Below are 17,088 nucleotides of genomic sequence, written 5' to 3'. Positions count from 1 at the left end.
TCTCCGGAAGGCAGCCTTCAAGCCCGGCATCGGGCCTGGTCAGCAGTTCAATGCAACCCTACTCTAGTGAGATTTGCCGGGAACAGTGACACGATGGAGTCATGAGCGAAAGCAGCATTCCGTCACGTCCTGCCGCTTTCAGCTACCCCGGCCATGGTCCCAACGCCCGGATCGGCGTGGCCATCTGCCATGGCTTCACCGGCAGCCCACTGAGCGTTTTGCCGTGGGCGGAGCACCTCGCGTCACAGGGATACGCGGTAACTGTTCCCCTGCTCCCAGGCCACGGCACGGACTGGCGACAGCTTGCCCGGACCCGGTGGAATGAGTGGTACAGGAGTTTTGAAGCCGCCTACGTGGACCTGGCGGGGCGCACGGACACCTGTTTCGTGGCGGGTTTGTCCATGGGCGGGGCCATCGCGCTGCTCACTGCCTCGCGGCACCAGGTGGCAGGGGTCTCGGTGGTCAACCCGGGCCTTAGCTTCTACGACCGGCGCGTGCGGGTTATTGGCGTGCTGAAGTATATCCAAAAAACAACTATCCCCATCCAGGAGGACCAGCCCACGGCGGCCGCCACCGAGGACGGGGACTACTCGCGCACTCCCCTCTCGGCGGTGCACGAACTCAAGAAGCTGTTCGGCGCAGCCATCCGGGGCCTGACCGGCATCACCGCTCCGGTGCAGGTATTCAAGTCCGATACGGACGCCGTGGTCCCGCCCACATCACTGGCTGTGCTGCGAAACCGCCTGGGCGAACAACTCACGGACGTGGTCAGCCTTGCCAGCAGCGGCCATGTGGCTACGCTGGACGTGGACGCGCCGGAGATCTTCACAAAATCCAGCGCCTTTTTCCGCGCCCACGCCCGCCAGAGAACCTCAATGGAGACCCCATGACCTCCAGCCCGGACCACAGCCCCTACAGCAGTCCTTTCAGCGGCGACGGCCCCAGGGTGGGCGTGGTCCTCTCGCATGGCTTCACCGGAAGCCCGCACGGGCTGCGCTCTTGGGCGCAGGCCTTCGCCGCGGCCGGCTTTGCTGTCCGGATGCCACTGCTGCCCGGGCACGGCACCAGCTGGCAGGAACTCGCGCGGACCCGGTGGCAGCAATGGCACGGCGCCCTTGATGACGCGTACCTGGAACTGGAGGCGGACTGTGACTACGTTTTCGCGGCGGGACTGAGCATGGGCGGAGCTCTGGCGTTGCGGATCGCTGCCACCCGTCCGGTGGCCGGGGTGGTCCTCGTGAATCCGGGCCTGGTCATCGACGACCCCCGCGCACCGCTCGCCGGCATCCTGAAGCTGGTGATGAAAAGCACACCTGCCATCGCCAACGACATCCTCAAGGAAGGCATGGACGAGGGAGCCTATCCCCGCACCCCCGTGGCCGCCGCCCACGAACTCAACAAGATGTTCAAGGACACCATCAGGCTCCTGCCCAGGGTCACCGCGCCCGTCCAGGTCTACCGCTCCACCGTGGACCACGTGGTGTCCGACTCCAGCGTCGTTGCCCTTCGACGCGGCCTGACCCATGCGCCCCTGGAGCTGGTCCGGCTGGACAACAGCTACCACGTGGCCACCCTCGACAACGATGCGGAACAGATCTTCCGCGGTTCGGTGGACTTTGTCCGCGGCCTGGCCTCCGCTGCCGCCCCTGCTTCGGTCTCCCCTGCACCAGCGGGCCAGGAGGCGTCCCATGAACAGGCCTGACCCCGGCTCCCCGGACCAGGGCGCCAACCAGGACGACGCGATCTGGCTTGACCTCGTAGCCCGGCTCGAAGGAAAATCCCCCGCCGAACCCGGCGCCCCGGAAGATGGTCCGGCTGAGGATGACGGAACGCCACCGGCCGCGGGCCGGGCAGCAACGTTCCGGGATTTCGACCCGTTGGGCCTTGCGGGGGCGGCGCCCACCGAGCTGTCCGCCGCCGAGCGCCATGAGGCCTCCACCGCCGGCCGTTCCCCGGATGCCCCTGCCGCTGACGGCAATGCTGCCGGGCCCCGCGACTATGAGGAGCCGGAGGACGCAGGCGAGTTCATTCCCGAGGAACCGCCGAGCCTCGCCGGAACCGATCCGCTGACAATGCTGGCGTGGCTCGCCGCGGTGGGCGGGCCCGTTGCGCTTCTGTTGTCTGCCATGTTCTGGCGATCGGCACCGCTGCTGGCCGTTGTGGGGATCGTGGCGGTCTTCGTCCTGGGGACGGTCTACCTGATCATGAAGCTGCCGCAGGAAAAAGACGATAACGACGACGGCGCCCGGGTTTAGCGCCGCACCGCTACTGCATCAGCCGCGCAGCCTGCTGCTGACCCTGGAGAGGTCGGCTGCGCCGATCAGGCCGGCGTTGGGTCCCAGCGCCGCCAGATCGATGGCGGCTGCCGGCCGGAAGCCCCGGCCCGTCAGGTTCCGGGAAAAGGCCTTCCGGGCGGGCTCCACCAGGAGGTCACCCGCGGAGCACAGGCCGCCGCCGATGACGAACAGGCCCGGATCCAGTGCTGCCGCAAGATTGGCCAGCCCCAGCCCGAGCCATTCACCCACCTCGTCCAGCAGCTCGCGTGAGGCAGCGTCGCCGGCGAGGGCAAGTTCGGTGACGATGGCACCGGTAATCGTCTCGGAATGTCCGCCCACGGCTGCCAGGAGTTCCTGTGCCACCGGCGAGTTGGCCCGTGCCAGGATCCGCGCTTCGCGTCCCAACGCGTTGCCGGAGGCGTACTGCTCCCAGCACCCGCGGTTTCCGCACTCGCACCGGTGCCCGCCGGGCATGATGATCTGGTGGCCGAATTCTCCTGCCACGCCGAACCTGCCGCGCTCCACCCGGCCGTCCATCACCATGGCGCCGCCGATTCCGGTGCCCAGGGTGATGCATACCAGCCGGTCTTCACCCTGACCGGCGCCAAAGCGCCATTCCGCCCAGGCCGCGGCGTCGGCGTCGTTCGCCAACAGCACGGGGCGGCGAAGCAATTTTTGCAGGTTGTCCCGGAGGGGCTCGTTGCGCCAGGCGAGGTGCGGACTGAAAAGCACCGTGCCGCCGTCGAGGTCCATCCACCCGGCCGCGCCAATTCCCACGGACCAGATCCGGTGCCCGCGGCCCAGTTCTTCGACCAGTTCAACGATGACCTGCTCCACGGCCCGGGGATCCGTTCCGGGCGTTGACCGGCGCGCCTCGCTGAGGATCCTGCCCTCGGCATCCACGACGCCCGCAGCCACCTTGGTGCCGCCAATATCGATGCCGATCGCGAGGCCCCGCCGCCCAAGGCGAAGGTGTTCGCGGAAGCTGTCGCCGTGCCGCATCCGCGCCCGGCCCGGGGTTGGCCGCCGCTTCCATGGAACTGGTCGTCGCAGGGGGCCGGCCTGTTCGCCGGGGGGCGGTGCATACATAATCAACCATTCTAGGCGGGCACCTCCCGCCCGGGCGGGTACCGGGCCTGTATGTCCGCATCGTGGCATTGACGGCTATGTTACCAACCAGTAACTTTAGATTCTGCACGGCCCGGTACAGGCGTACTAGTCTTTAGGCATACCCTGCCCGGGTCTTCGGATATCAAAGGAGCTATAGTGCGCGAATTCAGTGTTCCGCCTCTTGTTGTTGTCCCACCGGAAACCAACATCACGGACCTGGTATTGCGGCAGGCCGCCAAGCCCAGCAATCCATCACTGTTTTCGCGACTGGACCCGGCCGGATCCTGGCAGGATATTTCCGCCACGGACTTCCTCGCCGACGTCACAGCCCTCGCCAAGGGGCTCATGGCCAGCGGCGTGGCCGCCGGTGACCGTGTGGGAATCATGTCGCGGACCCGTTACGAATGGGCCCTGGTGGACTTTGCCATCTGGTTCGCCGGGGCAGTCTCGGTTCCCATCTACGAGACGTCCTCCCCCTCACAGGTGGCCTGGAACCTCGGCGATTCAGGTGCGGTGGCAGCCTTCGGCGAAGCTGCCCACCATGAGAACGTGATCCGCCAGGCAGTGAACGCCGAGGGCCTTACTGCGCTGCAGCACGTATGGCAGCTCGAAGGCGACGGGCTCGATCAGCTGCGCGAGGCCGGCCGCGGCGTCAGCGATGCCGACCTTGAGGCACGCCGCGCCACTGCCCGCCTGGATGACGTTGCCACCATCATCTACACCTCCGGCACCACGGGACGCCCAAAGGGCTGCGAACTCACGCACGGAAACTTCGTTGAACTCTCGGAGAACGCCCTCGCCATCATCGGCGAGATCGTGCACGAGGACGCCAAAACCATCATGTTCCTGCCGCTGGCCCACGTTTTCGCCCGGTTCATCTCTGTCCTGGCCATGGCCGCCGGAACCACCGTGGCGCACACCCCGGACATCAAGAACCTGCTCTCCGACCTGCAGAGCTACGAGCCCACCTTCATCCTCGCCGTGCCCCGCGTGTTCGAAAAGGTGTACAACTCGGCGCTGACCAAGGCCGAAGACGGGGGCAAGGGAGCCATCTTCCACCGCGCCGCCGATACCGCCATTGCCTTTTCCAAGGCCCGCCAGAACGGGCGGGTCGGCTTGGGCCTCAAGCTTCGCCACGCCCTCTTCGACAAGCTGGTGTACGGCAAACTGCGGGCTGCCATGGGCGGCCACGTTGCCCACGCGGTCTCCGGCGGCGGACCGCTGGGTGAACGCCTGGGCCACTTCTTCCAGGGCATCGGCCTGCAGGTGCTGGAAGGCTACGGCCTCACGGAAACCACCGCCCCCATCTCGGTCAACACGCCGTCACTGATCAAGATCGGGTCGGTGGGCAAGCCATTGCCGGGGAACGCTGTCAGGATCGCCGAGGACGGCGAAATTCTCGCCCAGGGTGTGTGCGTGATGCGCGGCTACTACAAGCGCGAGGACCTCACCGGCGAGACGTTCGACGACGGCTGGTTCCGTACCGGCGACATCGGCCGCCTCGACGAGGATGGCTTCGTGTGGATTACCGGCCGCAAGAAGGAAATCATCGTCACCGCCGGCGGCAAGAACGTGATCCCCGCGCTGCTCGAGGACCAGATCCGCGCCGACGCGCTGGTCTCCCAGGTGCTGGTGGTGGGAGACAACAGGCCGTTCATCGGGGCGCTGGTCACCCTGGACCAGGAAGCGCTGCCGGGTTGGCTGCAGCGCCACGGACTGCCCGGGGACACGACGCTGGAGCAGGCTGCGGACAACCCGGTGGTGAGGGCAGCAGTCCAGGACCTGATCACCGCAGCCAACTCGTCCGTCTCGCAGGCTGAGGCCATCAAGTCCTTCCGCATCGTGCCCGCGGATTTCACCGAAGCCTCCGGCCACCTGACCCCCTCAATGAAGGTCAAGCGGGCCCAGGTCATGAAGGACTTCGAGACCGTCATCGAGGAGATGTACGCGGCACCACGCTCCTGACTCCCCCGGCCCGGCGGGCCCCGGTCCTCTGCGTGCTATTCCCCGCGCCCGGCTCAAGCCGCTTCGCGGCGAGCAGGGGCGCGGGGCCCCTTTTACGCACGCTGCCGGACCGCGGCCCGCCTGTACCAAGTTCCAAACCAAGCCTGCCGTCACTCGAGCTTGCTCCCGTGGAACGGGAGAAGGGCCGCTCCCAACCAGGAGCGGCCCTTCATTTCGTCGGTGGTTGTGCTGTTGCTGCTTACTGCTCGATGACCAGCAGCAGATCTCCACCCTGGACCTGCTCCACCGCGGAGATGGCCAGGCGGGATACCTTGCCGGCTACCGGCGTCGTGATGGATGCCTCCATCTTCATCGCCTCGATGGTGGCCACAGTGTCGCCCGCGTTGACTTCGTCGCCGGCCTTGACCGTGACCGTCACGGCACCGGCGAACGGTGCTGCGACGTGCCCCGGCTGGGCGGGATCCGCCTTCTCGGCTGCCTTGACGTTGCTGACCACGGAACGGTCGCGGACCACCACTGGGCGGGACTGGCCGTTCAGGGTGCACATCACGGTGCGCATGCCCTTTTCGTCGGGGTCGGACACGGCTTCGAGGGACGCGATCAAGCGCACGCCCTTCTCCAGCTGGATCTCGTGCTCCTGGCCGCGCTGGAGGCCGTAAAGGTAGTCGCGGGTATCCAGCACGGAGAGGTTGCCGTAGGTTTCGACGCTCTTGAGGTAGTCCTTGGTGGGTCCGTCGAAGAGCAGCCTGTTCAGGGTGTGCTGGCGGGTCTTCGACTCGGACTTCAGAGCAGCACTGTCTTCGGCGCTGAGCTCCACGTCCCGGACCTTCACGCTCCGGCCCTGCAGGGCTTTGGTGCGGAACGGCTCAGGCCAGCCTCCCGGAGGATCGCCGAGTTCGCCGGACAGGAATCCGATGACGGAGTCCGGGATGTCATAGTTCTGCGGGTTCTCGTTGAAGTCTGCGGGGTCGGCGTTGAGGCCCACCAGGTGCAGGGCGAGGTCGCCCACCACCTTCGAGGACGGCGTGACCTTGACCAGGTGGCCCAGGATGCGGTCCGCGGCGGTGTACATGTCCTCGATCGCTTCAAAGCGCTCCCCCAGGCCGAGGGCCATGGCCTGCTGGCGGAGGTTCGAGAGCTGGCCGCCGGGGATCTCGTGCTTGTACACACGTCCGGTGGGGCCGGGCAGTCCCGATTCGAACGGCGCGTACACGCGGCGGACGGCTTCCCAGTACGGCTCCAGCGAGCTGACGGCGTCCAGGCTGAGGCCTGTGTCGCGAGGCGTGTGCGCCAGGGCTGCCACCAGGGCCGACGCCGATACCTGGCTGGTAGTTCCGGCCAGGGACGCGGAGGCCACATCCACGGCGTCCACGCCTGCGTCCACGGCTGCCAGCAAGGTAGCCAGCTGGCCGCCTGCGGTGTCGTGGGTGTGCAGGTGGACGGGCAAGTCGAAGCGTTCCCGGAGCGCCGAAACCAGTTTCGCTCCCGCGGCGGGACGGAGCAGGCCCGCCATGTCCTTGATGGCCAGGATGTGGGCGCCGGCGTCAACGATCTTCTGCGCGAGTTCCAGGTAGTAATCCAGCGTGTAAAGCTTCTCGGCCGGATCCAGGAGGTCGCCGGTGTAGCACAGGGCCACCTCGGCGACGGCGGTGCCGGTGGCACGTACGGCGCGGATGGCCGGCGCCATCTGGCTGACGTCGTTCAACGCGTCGAAGATCCTGAAAATGTCGATGCCGGTTGCCGCAGCTTCGTTGACGAAGGCTTCCGTGACCTCTTCGGGGTAGGGCGTGTACCCCACGGTGTTGCGGCCCCGGAGGAGCATCTGCAGGCAGACGTTCGGCAGTGCCGTGCGCAGGGCGCCGAGCCGGTCCCAAGGGTCTTCGCCCAGGAACCGCAGGGCAACGTCATACGTGGCGCCGCCCCAGGCTTCAACAGACAATAGCTCCGGGGTCAGCGCGCTGACGGCGGGGCCGGCGGCGACGAGGTCGCGGGTGCGGACCCGGGTGGCAAGCAGCGACTGGTGCGCGTCGCGGAAGGTTGTGTCCGTGACGGCCACTGCGGTCTGCTCGCGAAGTGCCTTGGCGAAGCCTTCCGGTCCCAGCTCCAGGAGTTTCTGCCGTGAGCCCGGCAGCGCCTGCTTGTCCTTGACGGACGGAAGCTTTGCGGCGGGGTCCGAGTGGACGGTCAGCTCGCCGTTGGGCTTGTTGACGGTCACATCCGCCAGCCAGGTGAGAAGCTTGGTGCCGCGGTCTGCGGAGACCCGGGCCTTGAGCAGCTCGGGACGCTCGTCGATGAAGGACGTGGCAACGTTGCCGGCGACGAAGTCGGGATCGTCAAGCACCGCCTGCAGGAAGCTGATGTTGGTGGAGACGCCGCGGATGCGGAACTCCGCCAGGGCGCGGCGGGCGCGGGCGACGGCGGCCGGGTAATCCCTGCCGCGGCAGGTGAGCTTGACCAGCATCGAGTCGAAGTGCGGGCTGATTTCGGCACCCGAGTAAACGGTTCCGCCGTCGAGCCTTACACCGGCGCCGCCGGCGGAACGGTAACCGGTGATCTTTCCGACATCGGGGCGGAAGCCGTTGGCCGGGTCTTCTGTGGTGATACGGCTCTGCAGTGCGGCTCCGCGCAGTCTGACGGTGTCCTGTGAGAGGCCCAGGTCAGCCAGGGTCTCGCCGGCGGCGATGCGCATCTGCGCCTGGACGAGGTCGACGTCGGTGACCTCTTCCGTAACGGTGTGCTCCACCTGGATGCGGGGGTTCATCTCGATGAAGACGTGCTGGCCTGCGCGCTCACCCACGGTGTCCACGAGGAACTCCACCGTGCCGGCATTGACGTAGTTCAGGGCCTTGGCGAACTTGACGGCGTCCCGGTAGAGGGCCTGCCGGATGCCCTCGTCCAAGTTGGGCGCGGGTGCAATCTCGATGACCTTCTGGTGGCGCCGCTGAATGGAGCAGTCGCGTTCGAAGAGGTGCATCACGTTGCCCTCGGCGTCGGCGAGGATCTGCACTTCGATGTGCCGCGGGCGCAGCACAGCCTGTTCGAGGAACATGGTGGGGTCACCGAAGGCTGCATCAGCTTCGCGCATGGCGGACTGCAGGGCCTCAGGCAGGGCTTCGCGGGTGTCCACCCGGCGCATGCCGCGCCCGCCGCCGCCGGCCACGGCCTTGGCGAAAATGGGGAAACCGATTTCGTCCGCGGCTGCAAGGAGTTCGTCGAGGTCCTTGGACGGAGCGCTGGACTTCAGGACCGGAACGCCGGCGTCACGGGCGGCCTTCAGTGCCGCCACCTTGTTGCCGGCAAGTTCCAGCACCTCGGCGGGCGGGCCAACAAAGGTGATGCCGGCGTCCTTGGCCGCCCGGGCCAGGTCCGGGTTTTCCGAGAGGAACCCGTATCCGGGGTAGATGGCGTCCGCTCCTGATTCCTTGGCCACCCGCACTACTTCGGCCACGTCCAGGTAGGCGCGGACGGGGTGGCCCTCTTCGCCAATCAGATAGGCCTCGTCCGCCTTCTGACGGTGGATCGAGTTCCTGTCCTCCTGGGGGAAAACGGCAACGGTCTTTGCGCCCAGCTCGTAGCCGGCGCGGAAGGCCCTGATCGCGATTTCGCCGCGGTTGGCCACCAGAACTTTGGAAAACATACTTCTCCTGCATCATTGCGGGTGGATCGGTGAGTGGTCACAGTGTCTAGGACCTGCAAGGACAAACACAAATCTTTGTGGCCACCATCACAGATTTCCCCGTCATGTCCCGAACCCTTTCGCCAGGCCAGGCGGAAACCGCCCGCAGCAGCACAGTCGGTGCCATGCCGACGCCCGATAAAGCAGGATTCGCCGACGCATCCACATATGATGAGTAGGGCGGCAGGACCGTCCGGCTTCGGCGCTGCCGGAGCAAACATTACCCCCAACACGGCATCCGGCGTTAGGTTTTGGTCTCTCAAGTGCAAGTAGTCAGCATCAGCAGCCTCAAGGGTGGAGTCGGCAAGACTTCCGTCACCACAGGATTGGCCTCTGCCGCGCTTGCCGCAGGCGTCCGGACGCTGGTGGTGGACCTTGATCCCCACGCGGACGCGACCACCGCTTTGGGGGTCCAGGCAGGTGACCAGCTGGATATCGGCAGGATGCTCAAGAACCCCCGCCGTGCCAGGCTGGCGGACAACGTGGTGGGCAGCAGCTGGACGGCCCTCGCCCATTCCAACGGTTCGGGCCCCACACACCTGGATGTCGCCGTCGGCTCTGCCTACACCGGAATCTACGACCGTCCGGACCTCAGCCGCCGCGACCTTCGCCGGCTGTCCACAGTATTGGCCGGCGCCGATGACTACCAACTGGTCCTGGTGGACTGCCCGCCCTCACTCAACGGGCTCACGCGGATGGCGTGGTCGGCCAGCGACAAGGTGGCTCTTGTCGCCGAGCCCGGTCTGTTCTCGGTTGCCGGCACCGAGCGCACCATGCGGGCCATCCAGCTCTTCCGGCAGGAATTCGCACCCAACCTGTCACCGGCGGGCATCATCGCCAACCGGGTGCGGTCGGGTTCCTCGGAGCACAGCTACCGGCTGGCCGAAATGGAATCGATGTTCGGCGAGCTCCTCCTGAGCCCAAGGATCCCGGAGCAGGCGAACTGGCAGCAGATCCAGGGCGCCGCCCACCCCGTGCACCACTGGCCGGGCGACTCCGCGAAGTCCGCCGCCGCACTGTTCGATGACCTGCTGGCCAATCTCATGGCAGTGGGCAGCGGGCTGCGCAGCCGCGCCCGGTAGACCTGGCACGCCAACCGGTCAACGCCCGGCAGGCCGGCCCCACCCCGGCAAGCCGGACACCTCAGACAGCAAAAGGCCGCTCTCCCAACAAGGAGAGCGGCCTTTTGAATGTCAGCTGATTTTGCGGGCTGCCCGGCGCTTGCTCAGTTCGTCGTCGGGGAAGGACTGTTCTGCAGCGTGTTCGCTCGGGAGCGACGCGAGGCTGCCTTCCACTTCGCGCCAGACCCGGCCCACGGCAATGCCGAACACGCCCTGGCCGCCCTGCACGAGGTCGATGACCTCATCCGCAGAAGTGCACTCGTAGACGCTGGCGCCGTCGCTCATCAGGGTGATCTGGGCGAGGTCTTCCACGCCGCGCTCACGCAGGTGTTCCACGGCGGTACGGATCTGCTGCAGCGAGACGCCGGTGTCCAGGAGTCGCTTGACCACCTTCAGCACCAGGATGTCGCGGAAACCGTACAGGCGCTGGGAGCCTGAGCCGGCCGCACCACGGACAGCCGGTTCAACCAGGCCGGTGCGGGCCCAGTAGTCCAGCTGTCGGTAGGTGATGCCGGCGGCTTTGCAAGCGGTGGGACCCCGGTAGCCGGCATCCTCATCCAGGACGGGAAGGTCCTCAGTGAACAGGAGTCCCTGGGCGCCGCTCGCGGGCACAGCAACACCACCAATGGGCTGCTTCAGCCCGCCTGCTTCGCCTTTGGGACTCACCTGGATCCTCCTTGTCATAAGCCCCCCGGAAACGCTGCAAAGGCAGGAACAGGTACGAAGACCATGCCTGTAATTTCCGCGGGGCGCACCTTCCAGTGTGACTTGCGCGGCTGCCGTAAGCAATGGGAACTTGATACTTCGACGTTAGGCCTGCAGGGACCCAAGGTCAAAGACGTTGGCCGGTTCAAAGAGGCGTGTCGAAACTTTCAGCCTGAACTTTAACCTTAACGTGATCTTAGCCGTCGAAATCCTCGGGCTCCACGTCGTCCAGGAACTCGCGGAACCGGCGCAGCTCGCGTTCTTCGTCCACGGTGGGGCCGGGTTCTGCGTCTTCCCCCTCATCGTGCTCTGTGATCCTGACCCCGGCTTCCTCCATCACCGAGTCCGCACACCAGATGCGGCACTTGGCGCGCAGCGCGATGGCAAGGGCATCGGATGCCCGGGAGCTGACGGTGGTGCCGTTCTCAAACTGGAGCTGGCCGTAGAAGATGTTGTCCTCCACCGCCACGATGTTAACGCTGACCACTGAGTGGCCCAGCGATTCGACGACGTCCACGAGGAGGTCGTGCGTCATGGGCCTGGGCGGAACAACCCCCTGCTGGGCGAGGGCGATGGCGCTGGCCTCCGGCGTCCCGATCCAGATGGGCACGTGCCGTTCGCCATGCATCTCCCGCAGAAGGACCAGCGGCTGGTTGGAGGGCAGTTCGATCCGAACGCCTACAATCTCGACTTCAATCATCAGATGTCCATGCGTGAGATATGGTCCTGCACCAGAGCCCGGTGCAGGGTGAGGCAGAGGTCGCTGATCTCGCGGGCAGCCTCCGCCGCGCGCGCCTGGGACGCGGCGTCCTTGCGTGAGGCAAGCGGCGCCACTGCACGTTCCACCAGCCCGAACTCCCGCTCGGCAGCTGCCTGGAAGGGACGGAGGTGCCGCGGCTCGAGCCCGTGGCTCTCCAGCTGCACGCAGGCCCGGGCCACCTGGAGGGCATGCTCGTCAAACTGTCCGTTGGAGTGGCTGATCAGGCCAAAGCTGAGCAGGGACTGGAGCAGTGGGACGCTGGCACCGGATTCCGTGCGGAGCTGCTCCTCGGTGAGCTTGCGCCCCCGGCTCTGCAGTTCCGCCGCCAGTTCGTCGGACACGACCCGGGGGGAAACCACGACGCCGGGCGGCAGGTTCTCCGGACGTTCTCCCCGATCGATGGCGTCAAGGTAGTCCTTAATGACCTTCAGGGGCAGGTACTGGTCCCGCTGTAAAGCCAGGACGAACCGCAGACGCTCCACATCGCCGTCGGAATACTGCCGGTAGCCCGCGGGGGTGCGCCGGGGATTGATCAGCCCCTTTTCCTCAAGGAACCGGATTTTCGACGCGGTCATGCCCGGGAAGTCGCCGCTGAGCTGGGCGAGGACTTCGCCGATGTTCAGGACCTGGGGTCCCCGGCGTTCCGGCTGTGCCATTGCCACAGGCAGCGGTCCCCGGATCAGCCGCGGCCTGCAACGCTGGCAGGGCTCAGGTAGAAGGTGAGGCGGAACTTGCCGATCTGGACTTCACTGCCGGACTTGAGTTCCACACTGTCCACCCGGTCGTGGTTGACATAGGTACCGTTCAGGCTGTTTTTGTCCACCACTTCGAAGCTCCGGGCAGTGCGGCGGAATTCCACGTGGCGGCGGGAGACGGTCACGTCATCGAGGAAGATGTCGGCGTCGGGGTGGCGGCCGGCGGTGGTGACGTCGGAGTCGAGCAGGAAGCGGGCACCGGCGTTCGGGCCGCTGTGCGCAACGAGGAGCGCGGATCCGGCCGGCAGTGCCTCCACGGAGTTACGCTCTTCGGAGGACAGCTTGGGCGCGATGGTGGGCTCATCGGTAACCGGGGTGAGATGGATCGAGGTGGTCTCCGACGCCCTAGCCGCACCATTGCCGTATTCCCCATCGGCAGGGTTGTTTGTGTGGCCAGCCATGGATTCCTCCTCTTCCCAATCCGGCTCTGAGCCGGCAGTTAACGTTTTGCCCTCCCGGCCTGCCCCGCAGGTCCGGAACCGGCTCCCGATCCGGCCGCTGACGTGCGAAGACGTCCCGCCTTCACGCCTGGCCGAACCGGATGTACCGGTTAGCTTTTAGCCTACCTGTTGTTCGTACTCGGATGCACTGAGCAACGACTCGACGGCGTCCGGTTCGGCAAGTTTGATCTCGATGAGCCAGCCGTCGCCGTAGGGATCGGTGTTGATCAGGGCCGAATCAGTGTCCAGGGAGTCATTACGGGCCACAACTTCGCCGCTGACCGGAGCGTAGATGTCACTTACGCTCTTGGTGGACTCAACCTCACCCACCACTTCGTTCGCCGTAATCTTTGTGCCAACTTCGGGCATCTGGGCGTAAACAACGTCCCCTAGCGCGTCCTGGGCGAAGTCGGTGATGCCCACCCGCACCACGCCGTCGGCGCTGGGAGCAGAAACCCACTCGTGTTCGGCGGTGTAGGACAGGTCTTCGGGAATGTTGCTCATCAGGGGCCTTTCATCGGGTCGAACACCAACGTCAACGGGGCCCGAACGGGCCGCCGCTGAAAGTATAGGCATAAGTGCCGGGGCCTTCGCCGGGGATTCTGACAAGATGGGACGCATGAGCGCACGCAGCGTTGCCGGACCCCCGGAAGCCGCAGGATAAGCCATGCCTGAACTCCCCGAGGTGGCCGGCCTGGCTGAATTTCTTGACGAGCACCTGCAGGGAACCTCGGTGACCAAGGTGCAGATCGTTTCCTTCGCCGTGCTGAAGACAGCCGATCCGCCGTTCAACGCCCTTGAGGGCAGGACTGTGACCGGCGTGCGGCGCTTCGGCAAGTTCGTCAGCATCGACACCGGCGGGATTTCGCTGGTCTTCCACCTGGCACGGGCCGGTTGGGTCCGCTTCACGGACTCCCCCACGGATGCGCAGTTGCGGATGGGCAAGGGCCACATCGCCGCCCGCTTCACCTTCCAGGGCCCCGGCGGGCCCCGCGGCATCGACCTCACCGAAGCGGGAACCAAAAAGAGCCTGGCGGTTTACGTGGTGCGGGATCCGCAGGAGGTGCCGGGCATCGCCACGCTTGGTCCGGACCCCTTCACTGAGGCGTTCGACGCCGGAATGCTGGCGGAGATCCTCGCCGGCAGTTCGCAACAGATCAAGGGGTTGCTGCGGAGCCAGAGCGTGATCGCCGGAATCGGCAACGCGTACAGTGACGAAATCCTGCACGCCGCGCGGATCTCCCCCTTTGCCACGGCCAAGTCGCTGGACCGCGAAACAGTCCAGGTCCTTTACGACTCCATCCACACCGTGCTGGGAACCGCCCTGGCAGAGGCCCGCGGCAAGCCTCCCAAGGACCTGAAGGACGTCAAACGGAGCCACATGCGCGTCCACGCCCGGACCGGACAGCCGTGTCCCGTGTGCGGAGACACAGTCCGCGAGGTGTCCTTCGCCGACACGGCGTTGCAGTACTGTCCCACCTGCCAGACGAAGGGCAAGATCCTCGCCGACCGCAGGACATCGAAGTTCCTCAAATAGGGTATCGCTGGCCCTTCACAGCGCGGAAATACGGCGTGTATCGTGAGTGACACGTCCCCTCCCAACAACCACATCGGGCGGACGGAAACTGATTGCATGAGGGTCCAGACACAGGCGCTCACTGACTACACACAGTGCCAATCTGGGCCTTTCCCGTGTGTTCAGGCAATCACGCACAAGAACCCCTCAGGTGAAGTTCCCCGGGATTGATCAAGCTTCATCCGACGGGCATCCGCACCCTCAAGCAAGGCGCCTCCGGTGCGCCCACCCGACTTGAGAGGCAATCCGCAGACAGGCGAGTCGACGACGGCGTGGACAACGCCCAATGACGGCCAGTGCCACTCTGCCTGCTCTCCTTCCTGCGGCATTCAGTAGTAAATGCACGATAGGAATTGCAATGAACAAGCTATCCCGCATCCTCGGCTCCACTGCCCTTGCCACGGGCCTGATCTTCAGTGGATCAGCCGGTGCCGCTTTTGCCAACGACAACGACTACAGAGATAGCCACAAGTCGTATGACAATCACGAAAAGAATAAAGGCCACGATGACTACAAAGACCGCGGTGACGGCCGTAGCTCCTACCACCACGGTTATTACAGGATTTATGTCTGTTTCGATGATCGTGGCCGCTCACACGAATGGCGCGACTACGACCGGAGGAACGACTACTGGAACAACTGCCGCCTCATAACCATCCGGTGGTACTGATTCGGAAACGTGCGAGTGCCCGCAACGCCTCCACGGAGGGGCTGATGAACCGTCTTGGCAGCGCCCGGTAAAACTGTCGGCCGGGCGCTGGCAAGAATTGGGCTGGGGGCACATTTCCCGACGGACACCCTCATCCGGACAAATCCACTGCGAACGCCAGGGTGTTGTGTCCGGAACGGGGTGCGAAGCCAGGACTGACCAAAAGCCAAACAAAAAAGTGGAAGCACCGGATTTCTCCGGTGCTTCCACTTCTTTGGTCGGGCTGACAGGATTTGAACCTGCGACCCCTTGACCCCCAGTCAAGTGCGCTACCAAGCTGCGCTACAGCCCGTCAGTTCTGCCGTTCTCCGCTGCGCTTCATCCGCGGGCTTACCCGGGGATTTCCACCAGCAGTCCGGCCGAACCACCTAGAAGAGCTTACACGATTCCGGAGGGTGCCAGTGACACTTTCCGGGTTTCCGGCCTCTGGTGTGTCGTAATTAACGCTTCTTGCCCCGCTTTTCCCGCACACGCATGCTGACCTCGATGGGTGTGCCCTCGAAGCCGAACGTTTCCCGCAGCCGGCGGGTGATGAACCGCCGGTATCCGGGGTCCAGGAAGCCGGTGGTGAACAGTACGAACTTCGGCGGCCGGCTGGAGGCCTGGGTGCCAAAGAGGATGCGGGGCTGCTTTCCGCCGCGGACCGGGTGCGGGTGGGCCGCGACGAGCTCGCCGAGGAAGGCGTTCAGGCGTCCGGTGGCGATGCGCTTGTCCCAGCTTTCCAGCGCCACGTCCAGGGCCGGAACGAGGCGGTCCTTGTGCCATCCGGTCTTGGCCGAGATGTTCACGCGGGGAGCCCACGCCACGTGGGCAAGGTCCCGCTCGATTTCCTTCTCCAGGTAGGAACGGCGTTCGTCGTCGAGCAGGTCCCACTTGTTAAAGGCGAGCACCAGGGCGCGGCCTGACTCGATGGCCAGCTGCAGGATCCGGACATCCTGCTCGCTGAGGACCTCGTCCACGGCGAGAAGCACGACGGCGACCTCCGCCTTTTCGAGCGCGGATTGGGTCCGCAGGGAGGCGTAGAAGTCCGCGCCCTGGGCCATGTGCTGGCGGCGCCGGATGCCCGCGGTGTCCACGAACCGCCACGTGCGGCCGCCGAGTTCGATGAATTCGTCCACGGGGTCGCGGGTGGTGCCGGCGGTGTTGTCCACCACTACCCGCTCCGTGCCGGCGAGTTTGTTCAGGAGTGAGGACTTGCCCACGTTGGGACGGCCGATCAGGGCGATGCGGCGGGGACCGCCGGATCGCTCCAGTCCTTCGATTGTGGAGAATTCGGGAAGGACGTCCATCACGTGGTCCAGGAGGTCGGCCACACCGCGGCCGTGCAGCGCAGATACCGGGTACGGCTCCCCGAAGCCCAGGCCCCAGAGAGCTGCGGAATCGGCCTCCTGCGCGAAGTCGTCAACCTTGTTGGCCACCATGATGACGGGCTTCTTGCTGCGGCGCAGCATCTTCATCACGCCTTCGTCGGTGGCGGTGGCGCCCACGGCGGAGTCGACGACGAAGAGGACTGCGTCCGCCAGCTCCACGGCCATTTCGGCCTGCTCCGCCACCCGGGCGTGGATGCCGCGGGCATCGTGTTCCCAGCCGCCGGTGTCCACGAGGGTAAAGTTGCGGCCGTTCCAGTGGGCCGAGTACATCACGCGGTCGCGGGTGACACCGGGGGTGTCCTCGACCACCGCTTCACGGCGGCCCAGGATGCGGTTGACCAGCGTGGACTTGCCCACGTTGGGGCGGCCGATGATGGCCAGCACGGGATCCAGTTTGACGGGACCGTCGTAGTCCTCGTCACCGAATTCGCCGCTGAGCAGCGCGGCGTCGTCCTCGTCGAGGTCGTAGTCCTCCAAGCCCGCCCGGAGGGAAGCAGCCCGGAGCTCCGCTTCCTCGTCGTCAATCGCGGCAAGCCGCTCGGCCACCTGGTCGGTGCCAGTGGGGGTGTACTCGTCGTCGCCGGCGCCTGGGTGGCCGGAGGTCTGCGTGGTGTCGCTCATTGCA

15 protein-coding genes and 1 tRNA gene are annotated in these 17,088 nt (G+C 65.7%); 7 read left to right on the top strand and 9 right to left on the bottom strand.

Going from position 1 to position 17,088, the window contains the following annotated elements; genetic code table 11:
- The first annotated feature begins 101 nt into the window (after window positions 1-101).
- The 3 genes from BACI348_RS08615 to BACI348_RS08605 are packed head-to-tail and all read left to right on the top strand — an operon-like array spanning window position 102 to window position 2,255.
- The gene (locus BACI348_RS08615) at window positions 102-890 is read left to right on the top strand and encodes an alpha/beta hydrolase (RefSeq protein ID WP_159824932.1); all 789 of its coding nucleotides are present in this window, start codon (window positions 102-104) and stop codon (window positions 888-890) included.
- Entirely contained in the window at window positions 887-1,702 is an 816-nt protein-coding gene (locus BACI348_RS08610) for an alpha/beta hydrolase (protein WP_159824930.1), read from the top strand. The genes BACI348_RS08615 and BACI348_RS08610 overlap by 4 nt, the downstream gene beginning before the upstream one ends.
- The gene (locus BACI348_RS08605) at window positions 1,689-2,255 is read left to right on the top strand and encodes a hypothetical protein (RefSeq protein ID WP_159824928.1); all 567 of its coding nucleotides are present in this window, start codon (window positions 1,689-1,691) and stop codon (window positions 2,253-2,255) included. Before BACI348_RS08610 ends, BACI348_RS08605 begins: the two co-directional genes overlap by 14 nt.
- Before the next feature lie 18 nt (window positions 2,256-2,273).
- On the opposite strand, the gene BACI348_RS08600 is transcribed toward BACI348_RS08605, so the two are convergent.
- Window positions 2,274-3,278, bottom strand: a complete 1,005-nt coding sequence (locus BACI348_RS08600) for an ROK family glucokinase (protein WP_236557686.1) — start codon at window positions 3,276-3,278, stop codon at window positions 2,274-2,276.
- Between the two features lie 264 nt (window positions 3,279-3,542).
- On the opposite strand from BACI348_RS08600, the gene BACI348_RS08595 reads away from it, so the two are divergent.
- Window positions 3,543-5,351 (top strand): AMP-dependent synthetase/ligase, encoded by a 1,809-nt coding sequence (locus tag BACI348_RS08595; protein WP_159824924.1) that lies wholly within the window; start codon window positions 3,543-3,545, stop codon window positions 5,349-5,351.
- 238 nt (window positions 5,352-5,589) lie between these two features.
- Here BACI348_RS08595 and BACI348_RS08590 read toward each other — a convergent pair whose 3' ends face one another.
- Window positions 5,590-8,988, bottom strand: a complete 3,399-nt coding sequence (locus tag BACI348_RS08590; RefSeq protein ID WP_159824922.1) for a pyruvate carboxylase — start codon at window positions 8,986-8,988, stop codon at window positions 5,590-5,592.
- A gap of 302 nt (window positions 8,989-9,290) precedes the next feature.
- On the opposite strand from BACI348_RS08590, the gene BACI348_RS08585 reads away from it, so the two are divergent.
- Window positions 9,291-10,109: a ParA family protein gene (locus BACI348_RS08585; RefSeq protein ID WP_159824920.1), complete on the top strand. Its 819-nt coding sequence runs from the start codon at window positions 9,291-9,293 to the stop codon at window positions 10,107-10,109.
- A 111-nt stretch (window positions 10,110-10,220) separates the two neighbouring features.
- Here BACI348_RS08585 and BACI348_RS08580 read toward each other — a convergent pair whose 3' ends face one another.
- The 5 genes from BACI348_RS08580 to gcvH all read right to left on the bottom strand — a co-directional run bounded on the left by BACI348_RS08580 (window position 10,221) and on the right by gcvH (window position 13,312).
- Window positions 10,221-10,814 (bottom strand): MerR family transcriptional regulator, encoded by a 594-nt coding sequence (locus BACI348_RS08580; RefSeq protein ID WP_159824918.1) that lies wholly within the window; start codon window positions 10,812-10,814, stop codon window positions 10,221-10,223.
- 235 nt (window positions 10,815-11,049) lie between these two features.
- On the bottom strand, window positions 11,050-11,553 hold the full coding sequence (locus tag BACI348_RS08575) for a bifunctional nuclease family protein (protein ID WP_159824916.1): 504 nt from the start codon (window positions 11,551-11,553) through the stop codon (window positions 11,050-11,052).
- A complete protein-coding gene (ftsR, locus tag BACI348_RS08570; protein WP_159824914.1) occupies window positions 11,553-12,269 on the bottom strand; it encodes a transcriptional regulator FtsR in 717 nt (238 codons plus the stop codon). Before ftsR ends, BACI348_RS08575 begins: the two co-directional genes overlap by 1 nt.
- Window positions 12,270-12,292: 23 nt before the next feature.
- Complete coding sequence (locus BACI348_RS08565) at window positions 12,293-12,769, bottom strand: FHA domain-containing protein (protein ID WP_159824912.1); 477 nt, start codon at window positions 12,767-12,769, stop codon at window positions 12,293-12,295.
- A gap of 156 nt (window positions 12,770-12,925) precedes the next feature.
- Entirely contained in the window at window positions 12,926-13,312 is a 387-nt protein-coding gene (gene gcvH, locus BACI348_RS08560; protein ID WP_159824910.1) for a glycine cleavage system protein GcvH, read from the bottom strand.
- 163 nt (window positions 13,313-13,475) lie between these two features.
- On the opposite strand from gcvH, the gene BACI348_RS08555 reads away from it, so the two are divergent.
- On the top strand, window positions 13,476-14,345 hold the full coding sequence (locus BACI348_RS08555) for an Fpg/Nei family DNA glycosylase (RefSeq protein ID WP_159824908.1): 870 nt from the start codon (window positions 13,476-13,478) through the stop codon (window positions 14,343-14,345).
- A gap of 397 nt (window positions 14,346-14,742) precedes the next feature.
- Window positions 14,743-15,054 carry a hypothetical protein gene (locus tag BACI348_RS08550; protein WP_159824906.1) on the top strand — a complete coding sequence of 104 codons (312 nt, stop codon included), beginning with the start codon at window positions 14,743-14,745 and terminating at the stop codon, window positions 15,052-15,054.
- Between the two features lie 254 nt (window positions 15,055-15,308).
- Here BACI348_RS08550 and BACI348_RS08545 read toward each other — a convergent pair.
- Window positions 15,309-15,385 (bottom strand) — tRNA-Pro (locus BACI348_RS08545).
- A 148-nt stretch (window positions 15,386-15,533) separates the two neighbouring features.
- Entirely contained in the window at window positions 15,534-17,084 is a 1,551-nt protein-coding gene (gene der, locus BACI348_RS08540) for a ribosome biogenesis GTPase Der (protein ID WP_159824904.1), read from the bottom strand.
- Between the last annotated feature and the right edge of the window lie 4 nt (window positions 17,085-17,088).

The sequence above is a fragment of the Arthrobacter sp. 9AX genome, from assembly GCF_902506095.1.
Taxonomy (GTDB): domain Bacteria; phylum Actinomycetota; class Actinomycetes; order Actinomycetales; family Micrococcaceae; genus Arthrobacter.
Note: the sequence above shows the minus strand (reverse complement) of the source record. Positions and strands in the feature narration are given on the sequence as shown.

What these genes read in the sequence shown, in the direction of transcription:
- BACI348_RS08555 (WP_159824908.1), top strand. Translation starts at nt 13,476, where the DNA reads ATGCCTGAACTCCCCGAGGTGGCCGGCCTGGCTGAATTTCTTGACGAG.
- gcvH (WP_159824910.1), bottom strand. Translation starts at nt 13,312, where the DNA reads ATGAGCAACATTCCCGAAGACCTGTCCTACACCGCCGAACACGAGTGG.
- BACI348_RS08575 (WP_159824916.1), bottom strand. Translation starts at nt 11,553, where the DNA reads ATGATTGAAGTCGAGATTGTAGGCGTTCGGATCGAACTGCCCTCCAAC.
- BACI348_RS08565 (WP_159824912.1), bottom strand. Translation starts at nt 12,769, where the DNA reads ATGGCTGGCCACACAAACAACCCTGCCGATGGGGAATACGGCAATGGT.
- BACI348_RS08605 (WP_159824928.1), top strand. Translation starts at nt 1,689, where the DNA reads ATGAACAGGCCTGACCCCGGCTCCCCGGACCAGGGCGCCAACCAGGAC.
- BACI348_RS08550 (WP_159824906.1), top strand. Translation starts at nt 14,743, where the DNA reads ATGAACAAGCTATCCCGCATCCTCGGCTCCACTGCCCTTGCCACGGGC.
- BACI348_RS08590 (WP_159824922.1), bottom strand. Translation starts at nt 8,988, where the DNA reads ATGTTTTCCAAAGTTCTGGTGGCCAACCGCGGCGAAATCGCGATCAGG.
- BACI348_RS08610 (WP_159824930.1), top strand. Translation starts at nt 887, where the DNA reads ATGACCTCCAGCCCGGACCACAGCCCCTACAGCAGTCCTTTCAGCGGC.
- der (WP_159824904.1), bottom strand. Translation starts at nt 17,084, where the DNA reads ATGAGCGACACCACGCAGACCTCCGGCCACCCAGGCGCCGGCGACGAC.
- BACI348_RS08615 (WP_159824932.1), top strand. Translation starts at nt 102, where the DNA reads ATGAGCGAAAGCAGCATTCCGTCACGTCCTGCCGCTTTCAGCTACCCC.
- ftsR (WP_159824914.1), bottom strand. Translation starts at nt 12,269, where the DNA reads ATGGCACAGCCGGAACGCCGGGGACCCCAGGTCCTGAACATCGGCGAA.
- BACI348_RS08600 (WP_236557686.1), bottom strand. Translation starts at nt 3,278, where the DNA reads ATGCGGCACGGCGACAGCTTCCGCGAACACCTTCGCCTTGGGCGGCGG.